The sequence below is a fragment of the Streptomyces sp. CA-142005 genome, from assembly GCF_050942335.1.
Taxonomy (GTDB): Bacteria; Actinomycetota; Actinomycetes; order Streptomycetales; family Streptomycetaceae; genus Streptomyces.
Genome location: NZ_CP192078.1, coordinates 6,821,857 through 6,839,491 on the forward strand (window position 1 = coordinate 6,821,857; position 17,635 = coordinate 6,839,491).

The 17,635-nt window shown below is 71.2% G+C and carries 13 protein-coding genes; 10 read left to right on the forward strand and 3 right to left on the reverse strand.

All coding sequences use genetic code 11. From position 1 onward, the window contains the following. The first annotated feature begins 41 nt into the window (after positions 1–41). Together ACQPXS_RS31905 and ACQPXS_RS31910 are read left to right on the forward strand one after the other, a co-directional pair. Positions 42–1,112 (forward strand): hypothetical protein, encoded by a 1,071-nt coding sequence (locus tag ACQPXS_RS31905; RefSeq protein WP_433452754.1) that lies wholly within the window; start codon positions 42–44, stop codon positions 1,110–1,112. A 33-nt stretch (positions 1,113–1,145) separates the two neighbouring features. Beyond that, positions 1,146–2,465 carry a KamA family radical SAM protein gene (locus tag ACQPXS_RS31910; RefSeq protein WP_433452756.1) on the forward strand — a complete coding sequence of 440 codons (1,320 nt, stop codon included), beginning with the start codon at positions 1,146–1,148 and terminating at the stop codon, positions 2,463–2,465. Between the two features lie 39 nt (positions 2,466–2,504). Here the strand turns inward: ACQPXS_RS31910 and ACQPXS_RS31915 are convergent, their stop codons facing one another. Beyond that, complete coding sequence (locus ACQPXS_RS31915) at positions 2,505–3,941, reverse strand: cytosine permease (RefSeq protein WP_433452758.1); 1,437 nt, start codon at positions 3,939–3,941, stop codon at positions 2,505–2,507. 146 nt (positions 3,942–4,087) lie between these two features. On the opposite strand from ACQPXS_RS31915, the gene ureA reads away from it, so the two are divergent. From ureA to cimA, 7 genes are all read left to right on the forward strand, one after another. Continuing rightward, positions 4,088–4,798, forward strand: coding sequence for an urease subunit gamma (ureA, locus tag ACQPXS_RS31920; protein ID WP_433452759.1), 711 nt, complete (start codon positions 4,088–4,090; stop codon positions 4,796–4,798). Continuing rightward, positions 4,795–6,519: an urease subunit alpha gene (locus ACQPXS_RS31925; RefSeq protein ID WP_433452762.1), complete on the forward strand. Its 1,725-nt coding sequence runs from the start codon at positions 4,795–4,797 to the stop codon at positions 6,517–6,519. The genes ureA and ACQPXS_RS31925 overlap by 4 nt, the downstream gene beginning before the upstream one ends. A gap of 17 nt (positions 6,520–6,536) precedes the next feature. Then, complete coding sequence (locus ACQPXS_RS31930) at positions 6,537–7,577, forward strand: agmatine deiminase family protein (protein ID WP_433452763.1); 1,041 nt, start codon at positions 6,537–6,539, stop codon at positions 7,575–7,577. Positions 7,578–7,603: 26 nt separating this feature from the next. Further along, positions 7,604–7,993: a hypothetical protein gene (locus ACQPXS_RS31935; RefSeq protein ID WP_433452764.1), complete on the forward strand. Its 390-nt coding sequence runs from the start codon at positions 7,604–7,606 to the stop codon at positions 7,991–7,993. Beyond that, positions 7,990–8,607 carry a TetR/AcrR family transcriptional regulator gene (locus ACQPXS_RS31940; RefSeq protein ID WP_433452765.1) on the forward strand — a complete coding sequence of 206 codons (618 nt, stop codon included), beginning with the start codon at positions 7,990–7,992 and terminating at the stop codon, positions 8,605–8,607. Before ACQPXS_RS31935 ends, ACQPXS_RS31940 begins: the two co-directional genes overlap by 4 nt. A gap of 38 nt (positions 8,608–8,645) precedes the next feature. Next, positions 8,646–9,947: an MFS transporter gene (locus ACQPXS_RS31945; protein ID WP_433452767.1), complete on the forward strand. Its 1,302-nt coding sequence runs from the start codon at positions 8,646–8,648 to the stop codon at positions 9,945–9,947. A gap of 285 nt (positions 9,948–10,232) precedes the next feature. Further along, positions 10,233–11,843, forward strand: a complete 1,611-nt coding sequence (cimA, locus tag ACQPXS_RS31950) for a citramalate synthase (protein ID WP_433452770.1) — start codon at positions 10,233–10,235, stop codon at positions 11,841–11,843. 48 nt (positions 11,844–11,891) lie between these two features. Here cimA and ACQPXS_RS31955 read toward each other — a convergent pair whose 3' ends face one another. After that, positions 11,892–12,491 carry a GOLPH3/VPS74 family protein gene (locus tag ACQPXS_RS31955; RefSeq protein ID WP_433452772.1) on the reverse strand — a complete coding sequence of 200 codons (600 nt, stop codon included), beginning with the start codon at positions 12,489–12,491 and terminating at the stop codon, positions 11,892–11,894. Between the two features lie 78 nt (positions 12,492–12,569). After that, positions 12,570–14,435, reverse strand: coding sequence for a ricin-type beta-trefoil lectin domain protein (locus tag ACQPXS_RS31960; protein ID WP_433452774.1), 1,866 nt, complete (start codon positions 14,433–14,435; stop codon positions 12,570–12,572). Between the two features lie 139 nt (positions 14,436–14,574). Here ACQPXS_RS31960 and ACQPXS_RS31965 point away from each other — a divergent pair, with 139 nt between their 5' ends. Further along, positions 14,575–17,589, forward strand: a complete 3,015-nt coding sequence (locus tag ACQPXS_RS31965; RefSeq protein WP_433452777.1) for a glycoside hydrolase family 3 protein — start codon at positions 14,575–14,577, stop codon at positions 17,587–17,589. The last annotated feature ends 46 nt before the right edge of the window (positions 17,590–17,635 follow it).

The window sequence follows — 17,635 nt, forward strand, 5'->3', positions numbered from 1 at the left end:
ACACACGTCCGGGACGACACCCGGCACGGGGGGAGGGGCACGTGAACGCATGGTCGCCGGTGCCACGACTGCGCTGGCTGCTGCGCGCGTTACGCACCCCGCGCCGGCCGCAGAGCCTCACCGCGCTCGCGGCCCTCGCCGGCTGCGCGGCCCTGCTGCTGTGGACCGCTCACGGCATGGACGCCTACCAGCAGAACCTCGCCCTCAATCTCGGCACCGACCTCGTCGGCGTGGTCATCACCGTGTTCGTGATCGGCCCGCTGATCTCCCGTGCCCAGGAGGGCCGGGTCCGTGAGCACACCCGGCTCGACTACGAGTGGTTCGCCTCCCAGGTGCACGGCGCCACGGCCTGCGTGAAGGTGCTGGACACCTTCTCCAACCTGTTCGGGCCGCAGTTCTCCGAGCGTCTCTTCCGGGGGATAAGGGCGGCCACCGCGCACGGGGCGCGGGTGCAGATCCTGCTGCTGGACCCCGACTCGCTCGCCGTCATCCTGCGCGGCCGGGAACTGGGCGAGCAGAGCGCCGACATCCGCCGCGACATCATGCGCAACCTGCGCACCCTGGACCACTTCGCCCGCCGTCTGGACGACAGCTCCCGCGCCCTGCTCGAGGTCCGCCTGTGCCAGACGTCCCCCGGTGTGACGCTCTACCGCTGGGACGAGCGCTGTCTGGTCTCCTTCCTCACGGTGGGCCGGCTCTCCGGCGAGGGCGTCCAGCTGGAGGTCGCCGTCCGCTCGCCGCTCGGCACCTTCGTGGAGCAGCGCTTCGACGAGCTGTGGGGGCAGAGCAAGCCGATGGAGCACTTCACCCGGCTGCCGCTCACCCTGGTGGACGCCTCCGACGTCCGCCGGGAGTTCCGCTGCCCGTTCGTGTCCGTCGAGGACCGCCTGTACGTCGCCGCGCCCGACCTGGTGTCGTACCTGGCCCGGCACCGCCGCGGCCAACTCTCCGCCTACAGCGAGGCCTTGACCGCGCCGGGTGGGCACGAGCCGATCGTGGTCGACGACGAAAGTCCGCTGCACGCGCTCCTCATCCAGCACTACGCGGAGAAGTACGATGCGTCGGCGGCCGCCTTCGTGGAGTTGCGACCCCCGGTCATGGTCACGGAATAGCGGACCTGGCACAGAATAGAGGCCCTGGCACACATGAGTTCAGCGCACCACCCCGCTTTGCACGCCAAACCCCGCTACCGCGCCTTCACCCCCCGTGACCTGGACGGACTGCTGGACCGCGTGTCCCTGCCGTCTGCCGAACGGCTGGCCCTGCGGGCCGTGTCGGCGGTCCTGCCCTTCCGTACGAACTCCTACGTGGTGGACGAACTGATCGACTGGACAGCCGTCCCCGACGACCCCGTCTTCCGGCTGACCTTCCCGCAGAGCGGCATGCTGCCCGCGCACGAACTGCGCCGGATGGTGGACCTGCTCGCCCGGGACGCGCCCGCCACCGAGGTCCGGCGCGCCGCGCACGAGATCCGGATGCGGCTCAATCCGCACCCCTCCGGCCAGCTCGACGCCAACGTCCCCGTGCACGAGGGCCGCCGGCTGACGGGACTCCAGCACAAGTACCCCGAGACGGTGCTGGTCTTCCCACGGCAGGGCCAGACCTGCCACGCCTACTGCACCTACTGCTTCCGCTGGCCGCAGTTCGTCGGCGAGTCCGAGCTGCGCATCGCCACCGACGACATCGCCGCCACCAGCGCCTATCTGCGCGCCCACCCCGAGGTGAGCAGCACGCTCATCACCGGCGGCGACCCGCTGGTGATGGGCACCGAGGTGCTGCGCCGCTACGTGGAGCCGCTGCTCGCCATCGACACCGTCCGCTCGGTCCGGATCGGCACCAAGTCGCTCGCCTTCTGGCCGTACCGCTTCCTGACCGACCGGGACGCCGACGACCTGCTGCGGCTGTTCGAGAAGGTCGTCGCCAGCGGCCGCCACCTGGCGTTCATGGCCCACTTCACCCACCCGCGGGAACTGCGCCCGCCGGCGGTGCGGGAGGCGATGCGCCGGGTGCGGGACACCGGCGCCGTGATCCGCTGCCAGGGCCCGCTGGTCGCCGGGATCAACGACAGCGCCGAGGCGTGGGCGGAGCTGTGGGAGGAGACGACCGCGCTGGGGGCGGTGCCGTACTACCAGTTCGTGGAGCGGGACACCGGCCCGCAGGGCTACTTTGGGGTGCCGCTGGCCCGCGGCCACGCGATCTTCCGGGACGCCTACGCCCGGGTCTCCGGGCTCGCCCGCACGGTGCGCGGACCGGTGATGTCGGCGATGCCGGGCAAGGTCTGCGTGGACGGCATCGCGGAGGTGGCGGGGGAGAAGGTCTTCGTCCTCCACCTCATCCAGGCCCGCGATCCCGAGCTGGTGGACCGGCCGTTCTTCGCCGCGTACGACGAGGGCGCGACCTGGTTCACCGACCTGAAGCCGGCGTTCGGCGCCGAGCGGTTCCTGCCGGGGCTGGAGGCGGGGTGACCGCCTGACCGAACTGCACCGGACTCCGCCGGGACTCGCTCAGCCCCGGCTCTCCGCGCCGACCGGTTCCTGCGCGGCCTCGACGCGGGCCGATGGCTGCTGGCGCGGCGCCAGGATCAGGTGGATCAGCCCGCCGACCGCGCCGGACAGCAGGAAGCTGCAGTCCACGCCGCCGGTCAGGTGCAGCAGCGGGCCCTGGTACGACGGCAGGGACACGGCCAGCAGACCGACGCCCGCGCCCAGCGCCCAGGAGACGGTCGCCCGGATGTTCCAGCCGGCCCGGTACCAGTAGATCCCGCCCCGCGAACGGCGGTTGAAGACCTGGAGGGCGTCGGCGTCGTAGACACCGCGGCAGCGGGCGAAGCCGATGAGGGTGATCACGGCCCAGGGGGTGCCGATGGCGGTGAGGAGGAGGACGAAGGACGTCATCGCGGACTGCGCGTTCCAGGCGTAGTGGCCGACGAACACGCAGGCCGTGGCCACGATCGCGACCGTGTGGGTGGCGCGGGCCCGGGATGCCCTCGGCAGGATGGCGTCCAGGTCCAGGCCCATGGAGTACAGCATCAGACCGGCGTTGCCGACCGAGCCGGCCGAGGCGGCCAGCAGCAGCGGGACCAGGTACCAGGTGGGGGAGGCCGTCACCAGCGGACCTGCGTAGTCGAGCGCGGCGTGGGCGCCGTACGCCGTGAAGGTGCCGAACAGTTGCGGCACCAGCAGGCCCAGGATCAGGCCCGCCCACGTGGCCTTCAGAACGCGGCGGCCCGAGTGCCGGGCGGGGGAGATGTAGCGGGTGTAGTCCCCGAGCAGGGTGATGAAGGCGATGGGACCGGACAGGCCGGCGGCCACGGCCGACAGGAACCAGGTCGGCCAGAACGAGCCGAGCAGGTAGCCGCCGGTCTGCGGCAGCGCCGCGGTGGTGAAGTGCGGGGCGTAGGCGAACACGCCCAGCACCAGCAGGAGGGTCATGCCGATGGACAGGACCTTGGACATGGTCAGCAGCACCCGGTAGCCGTACACCGCGCCCGCGACCGTGGCACCGGCGAGCAGCGCGTAGACGACGGCGTACGACAGCCCGTCCGCGGGCAGCCCGACCATCCGGCCGAGGACGCCGATCACCACGTCGCCGCCGATCCACACCGTCAGCGCGGTGTACCCGAGGGCGAGCAGCAGGCCGACGACCGAGCCCACGAGCCGGCCCCGGACGCCGAACTGGGCGCCGGAGGAGGTGGAGAGGTTGGTCGCGGTGCGCAGGGAGATCAGGGCCAGCGGTGCCGTCACCGCCGTACCGACGATCGTGCCCGCGACGATCGAGCTGACCGACGCCCACCAGCCGAGTCCGAAGGACGGGGGCAGCCAGCCGAAGATGATCACCCCGAGGCAGAGGTTGGAGCCGAGCAGGATCGAGACGAGGTCGCGCGGACCACTGGTCCGCTCCTCGTCCGGGATGGTGTCGACTCCGCGCTGTTCTATCGGCATGGCTGGTCTCCCTCGACTACCGCCGGTTCGGTTTGAGCGACGTTCAATGTGACGTGGACCTGGGCCTCCGGTCAATGCTTCAGTTTCATGAATTCTGCGTTTAGAGTGATGTTCTAAAGTATGGAAAGACAAGGAGGTGCCGCGTCGTGAGACTGACTCCCACGGAGCGTGACCGGCTGCTGCTCTTCGGGGCCGCCGAGCTGGCCCGGGCCCGCCGGGCGCGCGGCCTGCGGCTGAACGTGCCGGAGGCGACCGCGCTGATCGCGGACACCGTGTGCGAGGCGGCGCGGGACGGCAGGCGGCTCGCCGAGGCCATCGAGGCGGCCCGGTCCGTGCTCGGCCCCGAGGACGTGCTGCCGGGCGTCGCCGACGTCGTCACCGAGGTGATGGTCGAGGCGGTCTTCGACGACGGCTCCCGGCTCGCGGTGGTCTCCGACCCCATCGGCGGCGGTCTGGGAAAGGACGCTCCGGGCGCGCTGCTGCCGGGGCCCGAGCACGCCGACCCCGAGGCGGTCGTGCGGCTCACGGTCACCAACACCGCGACCGTGCCGGTCTCCGTCACCTCCCACTTCCACTTCTTCGAGGCCAACCCGCGGCTGGACTTCGTACGGGAGAAGGCCTACGGGATGCGCCTCGCCGTCCCCGCGGGCTCCTCGATGCGCTTCGGCCCCGGCGAGAGCGAGGAGGTCGGTCTCGTGCCGATCGGCGGCCACCGGATCGCGATCGGCTTCGCCGGGCTGGTCGACGGGCCGCTGGACGCGCCCGGAGCGAAGGAGGAGGCCCTGCGCAGGGCCGCGGCCTGCGGATACCTGGGAACCGCACACGCCGTCACGCCGGAAGGAGGCGGGGAGCGATGAGCCGCTCGAAGGGACGAGAGGTGAGCCGGGCGGTCCACGTCGACCCGCACGCCTACGCGGCCACCCACGGCCCCCGCGCCGGCGACCGCATCCGCCTCGGCGACTCGGGGCTCACCGTCCGCGTGGAGTCCGACTCCCAGCGCTACGGCGACGAGTTCCTGGCCGGCTTCGGCAAGACCGCCCGCGACGGGCTGCACCTCAAGGCCGCCGCCGTCCGCGAGACCTGTGACGTCGTCATCAGCAACGTCGTCGTGATCGACCCGGTGCAGGGCATCCGCAAGGTGTCGATCGGCATCCGGGAGGGGCGCATTTGCGCCATCGGCCGCGCCGGCAACCCGGACACCCTCGACGGTGTGGACGTCGTCGTCGGCACCGGCACCTCCATCGTCTCCGGCGAGGGGCTGATCGCCACCGCAGGGGCCGTCGACACCCATGTCCACCTGCTGTCGCCGCGCATCATGGAGGCCTCCCTCGCCTCCGGCGTGACCACGATCATCGGCCAGGAGTTCGGTCCGGTGTGGGGCGTCGGCGTCAACTCGCCCTGGGCGCTGCGGCACGCCTTCAACGCCTTCGATGCCTGGCCGGTCAACATCGGCTTCCTCGGCCGGGGTTCGTCCTCCTCGGACGCCCCCCTGATCGAGGCGCTGGCCGAGGGCGGCGCGTCCGGTTTCAAGGTGCACGAGGACATGGGCGCCCACACCCGGGCCCTCGACACGGCCCTGCGGGTCGCCGAGGAGCACGACGTCCAGGTCGCCCTGCACAGCGACGGCCTGAACGAGTGCCTGTCGGTCGAGGACACGCTGAGGGTGCTGGAGGGGCGGACCATCCACGCCTTCCACATCGAGGGCTGCGGCGGCGGACACGTGCCCAACGTGCTCAAGATGGCCGGTGTGCCGAACGTCATCGGCTCCTCCACCAACCCCACGCTGCCCTTCGGCCGGGACGCGGTCGCCGAGCACTACGGCATGATCGTCTCCGTCCACGACCTCAAGCCCGACCTGCCCGGCGACGCCGCCATGGCCCGCGACCGCATCCGGGCCGGCACCATGGGCGCCGAGGACGTGCTGCACGATCTGGGCGCGATCGGCATCACCTCCTCCGACGCCCAGGGCATGGGCCGCGCCGGCGAGACGGTCCGCCGTACCTTCGCCATGGCCGGCAAGATGAAGGCCGAGCTGGGCCCGATGGAGGGCGACGGCGAGGGCGACGACAACGCACGCGTCCTGCGCTACATGGCCAAGCTGACCATCAACCCCGCCCTCGCGCACGGCCTCTCCCACGAGGTCGGCTCGATCGAGATCGGCAAGCTCGCCGACATCGTGCTGTGGCGCCCGGAGTACTTCGGCGCCAAGCCGCAGCTCGTCCTCAAGGCCGGCTTCCCGGCGTACGGCGTGGTCGGCGACCCCAACGCGGCCACGGACACCTGCGAACCCCTCGTGCTGGGGCCCCAGTTCGGCTCGTACGGCGCCACGGCCGCCGACCTCTCGGTCGCGTTCGTCGCCCGGGCGGCCGTGGACCAGGGCAACGACACGATGCCGACCCGGCGCAGAAGGGTCGCCGTGCGCGGCACCCGGGGCATCGGCCCGGCCGACCTGCGGCTGAACGCCCGCATCGGCGCGGTCGACGTCGACCAGCGCACCGGTCTGGTCACCCTCGACGGCGACCCGCTGCGCTCCGAACCGGCCGACTCCGTCTCCCTCAACCGCCTCTACTTCCTCTGATCCCGCTAAGGAACACCATGTCTGCTGCCGCCGACGGCTTCCGCATGCCCGCCGAGTGGACCCCGCACGAGCGCACCTGGATGGCGTGGCCGAGCCCCAACCCGACCTTCGACGACCCGGACGACCTTGCCGCCTCCCGCGCCGCCTGGGCCACGGTGGCCCGCGCGATCCGCCGCTTCGAGCCGGTGACCGTGGTCTGCGGGCCCGGCCAGTCCGCCGAGGCGCGGGCGCTGCTCGGCCCGGACGTCGACACCGTCGAACGGGACCTGGACGACGCCTGGATGCGGGACATCGGCCCCACCTTCCTCACCAACGGCAAGGGCGAACTGGCCGCCGTGGACTGGACGTTCAACGGCTGGGGCGCCCAGGACTGGGCGCGCTGGGAGAACGACTCCAAGATCGCCGCGTATGTCTCCGACCTCGCCGGCGCGAAGACGTACGCCTCGAAGCTGGTCAACGAGGGCGGCGCGATCCACGTCGACGGCGAGGGCACCGTGCTGCTCACCGAGACCGTGCAGCTCGGCCCCGAGCGCAACCCGCACTGGTCGAAGGAGGAGGTCGAGGCCGAGATCCACGCCCACCTCGGCACCAGCAAGGCGATCTGGCTGCCACGCGGCCTCACCGGCGACTACCCTCCCCACGGCTTCGGCACGCTGGGCCACGTGGACATCGTGGCCGCCTTCGCCCGGCCCGGCGTCGTGGTGGCGCACTCCCAGCCGGACCCGGCCCACCCCGACCACGAGGTCACCAAGGAGGTCATCGGCATCCTGCGCTCCCAGACCGACGCCCGGGGCCGGGCCCTGGAGGTCGTGGAGGTCCCCGCGCCGACCGTCCTGGAGGCCGACGGCCACTGGGCCGACTACTCCTACATCAACCACTACATCTGCAACGGCGGCGTGGTGCTGTGCGGCTTCGACGACCCGCGCGACGAGATCGCCGCCGGGATCTTCCGCCGCCTCTTCCCCGAGCGGACGGTCACGCTGGTGGACGCGCGCCAGATCTTCGCCGGTGGCGGCGGCATCCACTGCATCACCCAGCAGCAGCCGAAGGTCCGGTGACGGCCCGCTTCGGGTAGAACATACGGGTGAACGTCCTGGTGTGCGCGGCCTGCGGCCGCCGTCTCAGCCCGCCGCTGCGGCTGCTGCCCGAGCTGCCCGAACGCCCGCCGCGGGACGGGCGCAAGCTCCCCGACGGGTCCCGGCACGCACCGTCGACCGTGCCGCAGGGCGTGTACTCGGTGGATCCGGAGCCGTCCGGGGCGCCGTTCGTGCCGCATCCGGACCCGGATTGGATGGGAGCCGCCGTTCCCGGCACGGTCGTCCTCGACTTCGGGCGCTGTGGGCCACCCGGCAGGCAGGGCCCGAACTTCGTGTGCCCGGGGTGCGGGGCGGCGGTGGCGACGCTGTTCGCCGACTGCTCCGGGCCGTACGAGACCCATTTCCTGCCCGACGCCGCACGGACGGTCCCCGCATGAGCGAGAACCCGTCCCCCCGCCGCCGTACTCCCGCCCCGCCCCGTGAGGACGTCCTCGCCGCCGCCATGGACATGATCGCCGAGCGCGGTCTGGAGAAGCTCACCATGGCGGCGCTCGGCCGCGAGGTCGGCATGAGCAGCGGCCATCTCCTGTACTACTTCCGCTCCAAGGACGAACTGCTGCTGCGGACCCTGGAGTGGAGCGAGGGTCGGCTGGGCGCCGAGCGGGGCCGACTGCTCACCGGCCCCGGAACCGCCCGCGAACGCCTGTCGGCCTACGTCGACCTGTACGTCCCCGACGGGCACCGCGATCCGCACTGGACGCTGTGGCTGGAGGTCTGGAACCGCTCGCAGAACGCCGACGAGGACGCGCGCGCCCGGCAGGCCGCCATCGAGGGAGCCTGGCACCGCGACCTGGTCGCGCTGATCGCCGAGGGCGTCTCGCGCGGGGAGTTCCGGCGGGTGGACGCGGACCGTTTCGCGACGAGGCTGCGTGCGCTGCTCGACGGTTTCTCCATCCACGTCGCCATCGGCCTGCGCGGTACCGATCGCGACCAAGTACTTCAGCACGTGCGGGAGTTCATCGCCGACTCCCTCGTGCTGCCCGCCGGGTAAAGGAATCCTTTCCTCCGCCGCCGGGCATGTACCGGCGCATGGGACGACAACACTGGAAGAAGATCTGGGTCGGTTCGGCGGGGAACATGGTCGAGTGGTTCGACTGGTTCGTGTACGCGAGCTTCGCCACCTACTTCGCCGGCGCGTTCTTCCCGAGCGGGAATCCCACCGCCCAGCTCATGAACACCGCGGGCATCTTCGCCGTCGGGTTCTTCATGCGCCCGGTCGGCGGCTGGCTGCTGGGACGGGTCGGCGACCGCAAGGGCCGCAAGGCGGCGCTGACGCTGACCGTCACGCTGATGTCGGCCTCGGCGATCCTCATCGCCGTCGCCCCGACCTACGCGGTCGCCGGCTACGGCGGCGCCCTCGTGCTGCTCGTCGCCCGGCTGCTGCAGGGACTGTCGGTGGGCGGCGAGTACGCGGCCAGCGCCACCTATCTGACCGAGGCCTCGGACCCGAGGAGGCGCGGGTTCGCCTCCAGCTTCCAGTACGTCTCCATGACCGCCGGGCAGATCGTCGGCCTCGGGCTGCTGATCATCCTGCAGCGCACCATGTCCGACGGCGCGCTGCACGGCTACGGCTGGCGGATCCCGTTCGTCGTCGGCGCGCTCGGCGCGGCCGTCGTCTTCTATCTGCGGCGCAGCATGCTGGAGACCGAGGTCTACGAGGAGGACACCTCCCACGCCGAGGAGCGCGGCACCCTGCGCGCCCTGTGGCGGCACCGGCGGGAGGCGTTCCTGGTCGTCGCCCTCACCATGGGCGGCACGGTCGCGTACTACACGTACACCACCTATCTGACCAAGTACCTGTCCAACTCGGCCGGGCTGTCCAAGGAGACGGCGACGCTCGTGTCCTTCACCGCGCTGATCGTCTTCGCCTGCCTCCAGCCGCTCGCCGGTGCCCTCTCGGACCGGATCGGCCGCCGCCCGCTGCTCATCACCTTCGCGGTCGGCTCCACCGTCCTCACCGTGCCGATCATGACGCTGCTCAAGCACGCGGGCGGCTACTGGCCGGCGCTCGGTCTCGCCCTGCTCGCGCTGGTCGTCGTCACCGGCTACACCTCGATCAACGCCTGTGTGAAGGCCGAGCTGTTCCCGACCGGCGTCCGCGCCCTCGGCGTGGCCCTGCCGTACGCCGTCGCCAACGCCCTCTTCGGCGGCACCGCGGAATACGTCGCCCTGTGGTTCAAGAAGGCCGGGATCGAGTCCGGCTTCTACTGGTACGTGGCGGGCTGCGCCGCCGTATCGCTGGTGGTGTACGTCGCCATGCGGGAGACGAGGGACCTGGACCTCGCCCGGGTGAGGGACCGTACGGATTCCAGTCTGACGACCGCATCCTGAGACGGGCGGCGAGCCGGGGGCGGGTTTGTGCCAGACTGCCCCCGTGCTCTCGTTCGCCATGATTATTGGCAGCAGGCGCGCCGGTCCGCAGTGACCACCTCGTACGACCAGGTGCGGGTGGCCACCGTCGTCCTCGACCCGCGCGCAGACCTCTCGCACCCGCGAGGGGTTTTTTCGTTTTCCGGCCCACCTGCAGCCGGGAGCGGAGCGCGAGGGACCATTGGGGGGACGGTGGAGCCGGTCATTCCGGTAAGACCGAAGATCCACAACAGGAGCCTTGAGACCATGACCGAGACGGCAACCAGCGAGCTCGACGACTCGTTCCACGTCTTCGACACCACGCTGCGCGACGGCGCGCAGCGCGAGGGAATCAACCTCACCGTCGCGGACAAGCTCGCCATCGCACGGCACCTGGACGACTTCGGCGTCGGCTTCATCGAGGGCGGCTGGCCCGGCGCGAACCCCCGTGACACCGAGTTCTTCGCCCGCGCGCAGGCGGAGATCGTCTTCAGGCACGCCCAGCTGGTCGCCTTCGGCGCCACCCGGCGCGCCGGGGCGAAAGCCGCCGAGGACCCCCAGGTCAGGGCGCTGCTGGAGTCCGGCGCCCCGGTGATCACCCTGGTCGCCAAGTCGCACGACCGGCATGTGGAGCTCGCGCTGCGCACCACGCTCGACGAGAACCTGGAGATGGTCCGCGACACGGTGTCGTACCTGAAGGAGCAGGGCCGCCGGGTCTTCGTGGACTGCGAGCACTTCTTCGACGGCTACCGCGCCAACCCCGAGTACGCCAAGGCCGTGGTCCGTACGGCCGCCGAGGCCGGCGCCGACGTCGTCGTCCTGTGCGACACCAACGGCGGCATGCTCCCCGCCCAGATCCACGCCGTCGTCGCCACCGTCCTCGCCGACACCGGCGCCCGCCTCGGCATCCACGCCCAGGACGACACCGGCTGCGCGGTCGCGAACACCCTGGCCGCCGTGGACGCGGGCGCGACCCACGTCCAGTGCACCGCCAACGGCTACGGCGAGCGCGTCGGCAACGCCAACCTCTTTCCGGTCGTCGCCGCGCTGGAGCTGAAGTACGGCAAGAAGGTGCTGCCCGAGGGCAAGCTCCGTGAGACGACCCGCATCTCGCACGCCATCGCCGAGGTCGTCAACCTGACCCCCTCCACCCATCAGCCGTACGTGGGCGTGTCGGCCTTCGCGCACAAGGCCGGGCTGCACGCCTCCGCGATCAAGGTCGACCCGGACCTGTACCAGCACATCGACCCCGAGCTGGTCGGCAACACCATGCGCATGCTGGTCTCCGACATGGCGGGCCGCGCCTCCATCGAGCTCAAGGGCAAGGAGCTCGGCATCGACCTCGGCGGCGACCGCGAGCTGGTCGGCCGGGTCGTGGAGCGGGTCAAGGAACGCGAACTCAAGGGCTACACCTACGAGGCAGCCGACGCCTCCTTCGAACTCCTCCTGCGCGCCGAGGTCGAGGGCCGCCCGCTGAAGTACTTCGACGTGGAGTCCTGGCGGGCCATCGTCGAGGACCGCCCCGACGGCACCCACGCCAACGAGGCCACGGTGAAGCTGTGGGCCAAGAGCGAGCGGATCGTCGCCACGGCGGAGGGCAACGGCCCGGTCAACGCCCTGGACCGCGCCCTGCGCGTGGCCCTGGAGAAGATCTACCCGCAGCTCGCCAAGCTGGACCTGGTCGACTACAAGGTCCGCATCCTGGAGGGCAAGCACGGCACCCAGTCCACCACCCGCGTGCTGATCTCCACCTCGGACGGCGCCGGCGAGTGGTCCACGGTCGGCGTGGCGGACAACGTCATCGCCGCGTCCTGGCAGGCGCTGGAGGACGCGTACACGTACGGGCTGCTGCGGGCGGGGGTGGAACCGGCGGAGTAACCGCGGCAGCGGCACCTCCCGGCGGGCGGCGCCCCCGGCCGCGCCCGGTTACGGGGCGCGCCAGATGTTGTCGAAAGCGGCGTTCTCGATGCGGCGCCGCTCCCGCACGGCCCCCAGTTCCGTCACCGCGTCGCCGACCGCCACCACAACGGTGATCATCGCCTCCTCTCCGATCTCCTCCTCGGGCGGCCGCTCGCCCTGGATGCCCAGGGTGGCGGCGAGAGACGCGAGCACCGGCTCGTGGGACCACCAGCGGTCGGCGGCGTGCCGGCGGGCCGGGGTGTCGGCCGCCGCGGCCTTGTCCGCGCGGTGCGGCCAGCGGTGCCGCTTCCCGGAGAGCTGCCCGGAGGTGTCCAGGACGTCGCGGTAGGCCGTGGCCAGCCCCTCCCCCCGGCGCCACAGCCAGTCCTCGACCGTCTCGTACGGCTCCTCGCGCACGAGCGCGGCCCCGGCCTCGTCCAGCATCCGGTCACCCGTGGTCAGCACGGGACCGGGAACGATGCGCTCACCGTCCAGGGTGAGCGCCCGCGCCCCGAGGAGGTCGATCAGCTCGGCCCCCGCGAGCGCCAGCGACAGATCGCCCGGCTCGACGGGATGATCGCCGGGTACGTCGAGACTGACGAGGAACAGATCCTGCGGTGTGGTCATACCCCCACCATGTGCCGTGTGCAGCGGATCCGCCAGGCCGGGGGTCCAGGGGGCGGAGCCCCCTGGACCCCCGGTGCACTACTGCAGCTTCCACTTCTGGTTCGCGGCCCCGGTGCACGACCAGATCTGTGCCCGCGCCCCGTTCGCGGACGAGTTGTCCGTCACGTCGAGGCACTTGTCGGCCGCCAGGTTCACCACGTCACCGGTCGAGGAGTTGTACGACCACTGCTGGGCGCCGGTGCCGTTGCAGTCGTACAACTGCACCTTGGCGCCGTCCGCCGTCGAACCCGACGTCACGTCCAGGCACTTGCCGAGCGCCTGGATCGACCCGTCGGCCGCGACCGTCCACTGCTGGGCGGCGGTGCCGTTGCAGTCGTAGAGCTGTACGGCCGTGCCGTTGGCGCTCGAAGCGCCCGCCACGTCCAGGCACTTGCCGGCCAGGCCGACGAAGGAGCCGGTCCGGGTGCCGCCGCCGGACTGGGTGCCGGACCAGGTGAAGGTGGCCGAGGTCTTGGCGGGCAGCGAGTAGGTGGCGTGCTCGGAGCCCCAGCCGATGGTCACCGTCTGCGCCGAGGACGAGCCGTTGTACGCGATCAGCGCCTTGCTGCCGTCGGGGTTGCGCCAGGCCACGTTCGGCACGGTGGTGGACGCCGTGGAGGCGATCCGCTGGGCGCCCGGCCGGACGAACTTGGTCAGGTGGCCCATGTCGTAGTACTCGACGGTGTAGTCCACGGTGCCGCTCTCCCCGTCCCCGTCGTGCACGGTGACCAGCCCGGTGCAGGTGCCGCAACCGCCGTTGTGGGGACCGCCGTTCTGGTCCACGGCCAGCGACCACTTGGTCACCGACTTCGCCCAGTTGCGGGTGTAGTCGATGATGTTGGACATGTCCTCGCGCTGCTGGTCGGCGATCCAGGTGCCGCCCGAGTGCTCGGTGCCGAAGGCGTCCAGCGCGGGGTACTGGTTGTGCACGGTGGTCTGCTTGGCGACGTCACCGCCGTAGCCGTGCCAGGCGATCCCGCCGAAGTTGGGGTGGTTGCGGATCGCCGGGTCGTCGACGCTCTGGGCCGCGTAGGAGTCGTAGGTGTCCCAGTTCCAGTCGTGGGCCAGGACCTTTGTCGAAAGGCCCGCCGACTGCAGCTGCGGCAGCAGGTCGTTCTTGAGGAAGTACTGGATGCCGGACACGTTCCAGCTCATCGAGGGGTAGCCGGAACAGCAGGTCGGCTCGTTCTGCGGGGTGACGTACGAGACGTTGATCCCCTGGCCCTTGTACGCCTGGAGGTACTTCACGAAGTAGGAGGCGTACGCCGCGTAGTCCTCGGCCTTGAGCCAGCCGCCGTTGAGCGATCCGCTGTCCTTCATCCAGGCCGGGGCGGTCCACGGCGAGGCCATCACCGTCAGGGACGGGTTGAGCTGGAGCGCCTGCCGGGTGAGCGGCACGACGTCCGCGAGGTCGTGCGCGATGGAGAAGCTGTTCAGGTTCGGGTCCGTCTGGCCGGACGGCACGTCGTCGTACGTGTAGCCGTAGCGTGCGAGGTCCGAGGCGCCCATCGGGTTGCGCAGGAACGACAGTCCGATGCCGTCCGTCGGCGAGAACAGCTTGCGCATGGTCGCGTCCCGGGTGCTCTGGGACAGCGCCCCGCTGCTGTTCATCAGCCAGGCCGCGGTGTCCGTGAAGGACGCGCCGCCGCCGGTGAAGGTCTGGTAGCGGGTGTTCTCGTCGACGGTGATGTTCGTGCCACCGCCGCCCGTGCCGGACTGGAAGGCGAACGGGGCCTGGGCCTGCAGGCCGCGTACGACATGCCGGCCGGCGGAGTCGTCGGTGGTGGTGAGCCAGGCCGTGACCTGCTCGCCGGCCGCGTGCGCGGGGGGTACGGCGGCGGTGAAGCCGGCGGCGGAGAGCAGCCCGGCCAGCAGCAGCCGGACTGTGCGGGGGGTTCTCCTCATGGTGCGTCGCCCTTCCTCTCGGGTCGACAGAGCGGGGACCGGCACAACTGACGTGCGGTCTTGACGGGTTGAGGTGCCGTTAGTTAACTCACGGCGTGATCTAAGCCATGAGTGAACCATGAGAGTCGAGGGAAGGTCTATGCCGAGAACCGCCCTGCTCGTCTCCGGGGCCCTGCTCGCCGCCCTGTTGCCCCTGTCCGTCGCGGCGCACGCCGCCGACGACCCCGCGCCGGTCCCCGTCGACCGCTTCGAGGGCGAGGTCCCCTTCGCCGCCCAGCCCGCCGACGGCATCTTCACCTGGGGAAGCGACGCCGACGACCCGCCCACCCTGCACCTCACCGACCGCAGCGACGCCCCCGAGGGCGGCAAGGTCCTCACCGGCACCTACGACATCAGCGGCTACGGCGGCTTCACCCACGACTTCGCCGCCGCCGAGCCGGCCCACGACTGGTCCGCCCACCAGGGCATCCGCTTCTGGTGGGAAGGCCGTGACAACGGCCGGAAGATCGCCTTCGAGATCAAGGACGGCGGCGCGAACGGCGAGGCCTCCGAACTCTGGACGACCTCCTTCACCGACGACTTCACCGGCTGGAAGCAGATCCAGATCCCCTTCACCGACTTCGTCTACCGCACCGACTACCAGCCCGTCGGCGGCATCGACCACGTCCTCGGTCTCACCGGGATGTGGGGGTACGCCGTCACGCTCCCGGCCGGCACCAAGGGCGACTTCGCCATGGACGACGTCGAGCTGTACGGAAGGGCCGACCAGTCGCTGCGCGCCTCCGTCAGCACCGACGCGCCCGTGTACCCCGTCAAGGCGGGCGGCACCGCCGAGGTCAAGGTCACCCTGGCCACCACCGGCGACCGGCCCGTCGACGACCCGGTGACGGTCACGTACGCCACGGAGGACGGCACCGCCACCGCCGGCCGGGACTACACCCCGACCGCAGGCACCCTCACCTTCCCCGCCGGTACCGCCTCGGGTGCGACGCGGACCATCGAGGTGCCCACCCGGAAGACCAGGGGCGCCGCACCCGCCAGGACGATCCCGCTCAAGCTCACGGTCACCGGTGCCAAGGCTCCCGCCGAGACCCCGCAGGTCGTCGTCGACGCGCACGGACTGCCGTACCTGAACAGCAGGTTGCCCGTGAAGAAGCGCGTCGCGGATCTGCTGTCCCGCATGTCCCTGGCGGAGAAGGCCGGGCAGATGACCCAGGCCGAGCGCGGGGCCGTCGGGACCGGGGGCGACATCTCCACGTACGCCCTCGGCTCGGTGCTGTCCGGCGGCGGCTCCACGCCCACGCCCAACACCCCGGAGGCCTGGGCGAAGATGGTCGACGGCTTCCAGCTCCGCGCCCAGGCGACGCGGTTCCAGATCCCGCTGATCTACGGCGTCGACGCGGTCCACGGCCACAACAACCTGGCCGGCGCCACGATCATGCCGCACAACATCGGCATCGGCGCGAGCCGGGATCCCCGACTGGCCGAGAAGACGGGGGCGGTGACGGCCGCCGAGGTTCGCGCCACCGGCATCCCCTGGGACTTCGCGCCCTGCCTGTGCGTGAGCCGCGACGAACGCTGGGGCCGCTCCTACGAGTCCTTCGGCGAGGATCCCGCCCTCGTGCAGTCCATGGAGACCATCATCCAGGGCCTCCAAGGCCGGTCGGACGGCCGGGACCTGGGCCGTGACGACAAGGTGCTGGCCACCGCCAAGCACTTCGTCGGCGACGGCGGCACCGCGTACGGCTCCTCCACCACCGGCACCTACACCACCGACCAGGGCGTCACCACGGTCACCCGGCAACAGCTGGAGGACATCCACCTGGCGCCGTACCGGACCGCCGTCGAGCGGGGCATCGGCACGGTCATGCCGTCGTACTCCTCCCTCGACATCGTCGGCGACGGTCAGGGGGCGGTGAAGATGCACGCCCGCGGCGACATGATCAACGGCGTGCTCAAGGACCGGATGGGCTTTGCCGGCTTCGTCATCAGCGACTGGAACGCCATCGACCAGCTCCCCGGCGACTACGCCACGCACGTCCGCACTGCGGTGAACGCGGGCATCGACATGATGATGGTGCCGTACTCCTACAAGGACTTCAGCGGAACGCTCGCCGGCGAGGTGAAGGCGGGCCGGATCAGCGAGAAGCGGATCGACGACGCCGTCTCCCGCATCCTGACCCAGAAGTTCAGGCTGGGCCTCTTCGAGCACCCCTACGCCGACACCTCCGGCGCCGCCGCCATCGGCTCCCCGGCCCACCGGGCGGTCGCCCGCCAGGCCGCCGCCGAGTCGCAGGTGCTGCTGAAGAACAGCGGCGGGCTGCTGCCGCTCAAGAAGAGCGAGAAGGTGTACGTCGCAGGGTCCAACGCCGACGACCTCGGCAACCAGACCGGCGGCTGGACCCTCACCTGGCAGGGCGCGTCCGGCACCCACACCCAGGGCACGACCATCCTGCAGGGCATGCGCGCGGCCGGCGGGAACGTCACCTACTCCAAGGACGCCTCGGCCCCGACGGACGGCTACGACGTCGGCGTGGTCGTCGTCGGCGAGACCCCGTACGCCGAGGGCGTCGGCGACGTCGGCAACGGCCACAGCCTCCAGCTGTCGGCGGCCGACCGGGCGGCCGTGGACAAGGTGTGCGCCGCCATGAAGTGCGCGGTGCTGATCGTCTCCGGCCGCCCGCAGCTCGTCGGCGACCGGCTCGACGAGGTCGACGCACTGGTGGCCTCCTGGCTGCCCGGAACCGAGGGCGAGGGCGTCGCCGACGTCCTCTACGGCAAGCGCCCCTTCACCGGACAGCTCCCCGTCACCTGGCCGAGGTCCGAGTCCCAGCTCCCGATCAACGTCGGCGACGCGTCCTACGACCCGCAGTTCCCCTACGGCTGGGGCCTGAGCACGCTCACCGACGTCCCGCGGGGCGGTACGGCCACCCTGAAGGCGCTGGGCGCGGCGGCGACGGCGGCCGAGCGCAGGGGCGACGACCGGGCCGGCCGTGAGCTGGTGACCGAGGCGCGGCTGCTGGTCCAGCAGAAGATCGGTGACCGGATGGCACAGACGGTGGCGAAACCCTTCGCCGACGCCGACCACCTGCTGCTGACCGGCCGCTACGGAAAGGCGGTGGGGAAGCTGATCGAGGCGTACGGGGCCGCGTAGATCAGCGCGGTATGACCGATCAGGGGAGGCTTCGGGTAGCGTCGAA

What these genes read in the sequence shown, in the direction of transcription:
- ACQPXS_RS31940 (WP_433452765.1), top strand. Translation starts at nt 7,990, where the DNA reads ATGAGCGAGAACCCGTCCCCCCGCCGCCGTACTCCCGCCCCGCCCCGT.
- ACQPXS_RS31930 (WP_433452763.1), top strand. Translation starts at nt 6,537, where the DNA reads ATGTCTGCTGCCGCCGACGGCTTCCGCATGCCCGCCGAGTGGACCCCG.
- ACQPXS_RS31910 (WP_433452756.1), top strand. Translation starts at nt 1,146, where the DNA reads ATGAGTTCAGCGCACCACCCCGCTTTGCACGCCAAACCCCGCTACCGC.
- cimA (WP_433452770.1), top strand. Translation starts at nt 10,233, where the DNA reads ATGACCGAGACGGCAACCAGCGAGCTCGACGACTCGTTCCACGTCTTC.
- ACQPXS_RS31915 (WP_433452758.1), bottom strand. Translation starts at nt 3,941, where the DNA reads ATGCCGATAGAACAGCGCGGAGTCGACACCATCCCGGACGAGGAGCGG.
- ACQPXS_RS31965 (WP_433452777.1), top strand. Translation starts at nt 14,575, where the DNA reads ATGCCGAGAACCGCCCTGCTCGTCTCCGGGGCCCTGCTCGCCGCCCTG.
- ACQPXS_RS31945 (WP_433452767.1), top strand. Translation starts at nt 8,646, where the DNA reads ATGGGACGACAACACTGGAAGAAGATCTGGGTCGGTTCGGCGGGGAAC.
- ACQPXS_RS31925 (WP_433452762.1), top strand. Translation starts at nt 4,795, where the DNA reads ATGAGCCGCTCGAAGGGACGAGAGGTGAGCCGGGCGGTCCACGTCGAC.
- ACQPXS_RS31955 (WP_433452772.1), bottom strand. Translation starts at nt 12,491, where the DNA reads ATGACCACACCGCAGGATCTGTTCCTCGTCAGTCTCGACGTACCCGGC.
- ACQPXS_RS31960 (WP_433452774.1), bottom strand. Translation starts at nt 14,435, where the DNA reads ATGAGGAGAACCCCCCGCACAGTCCGGCTGCTGCTGGCCGGGCTGCTC.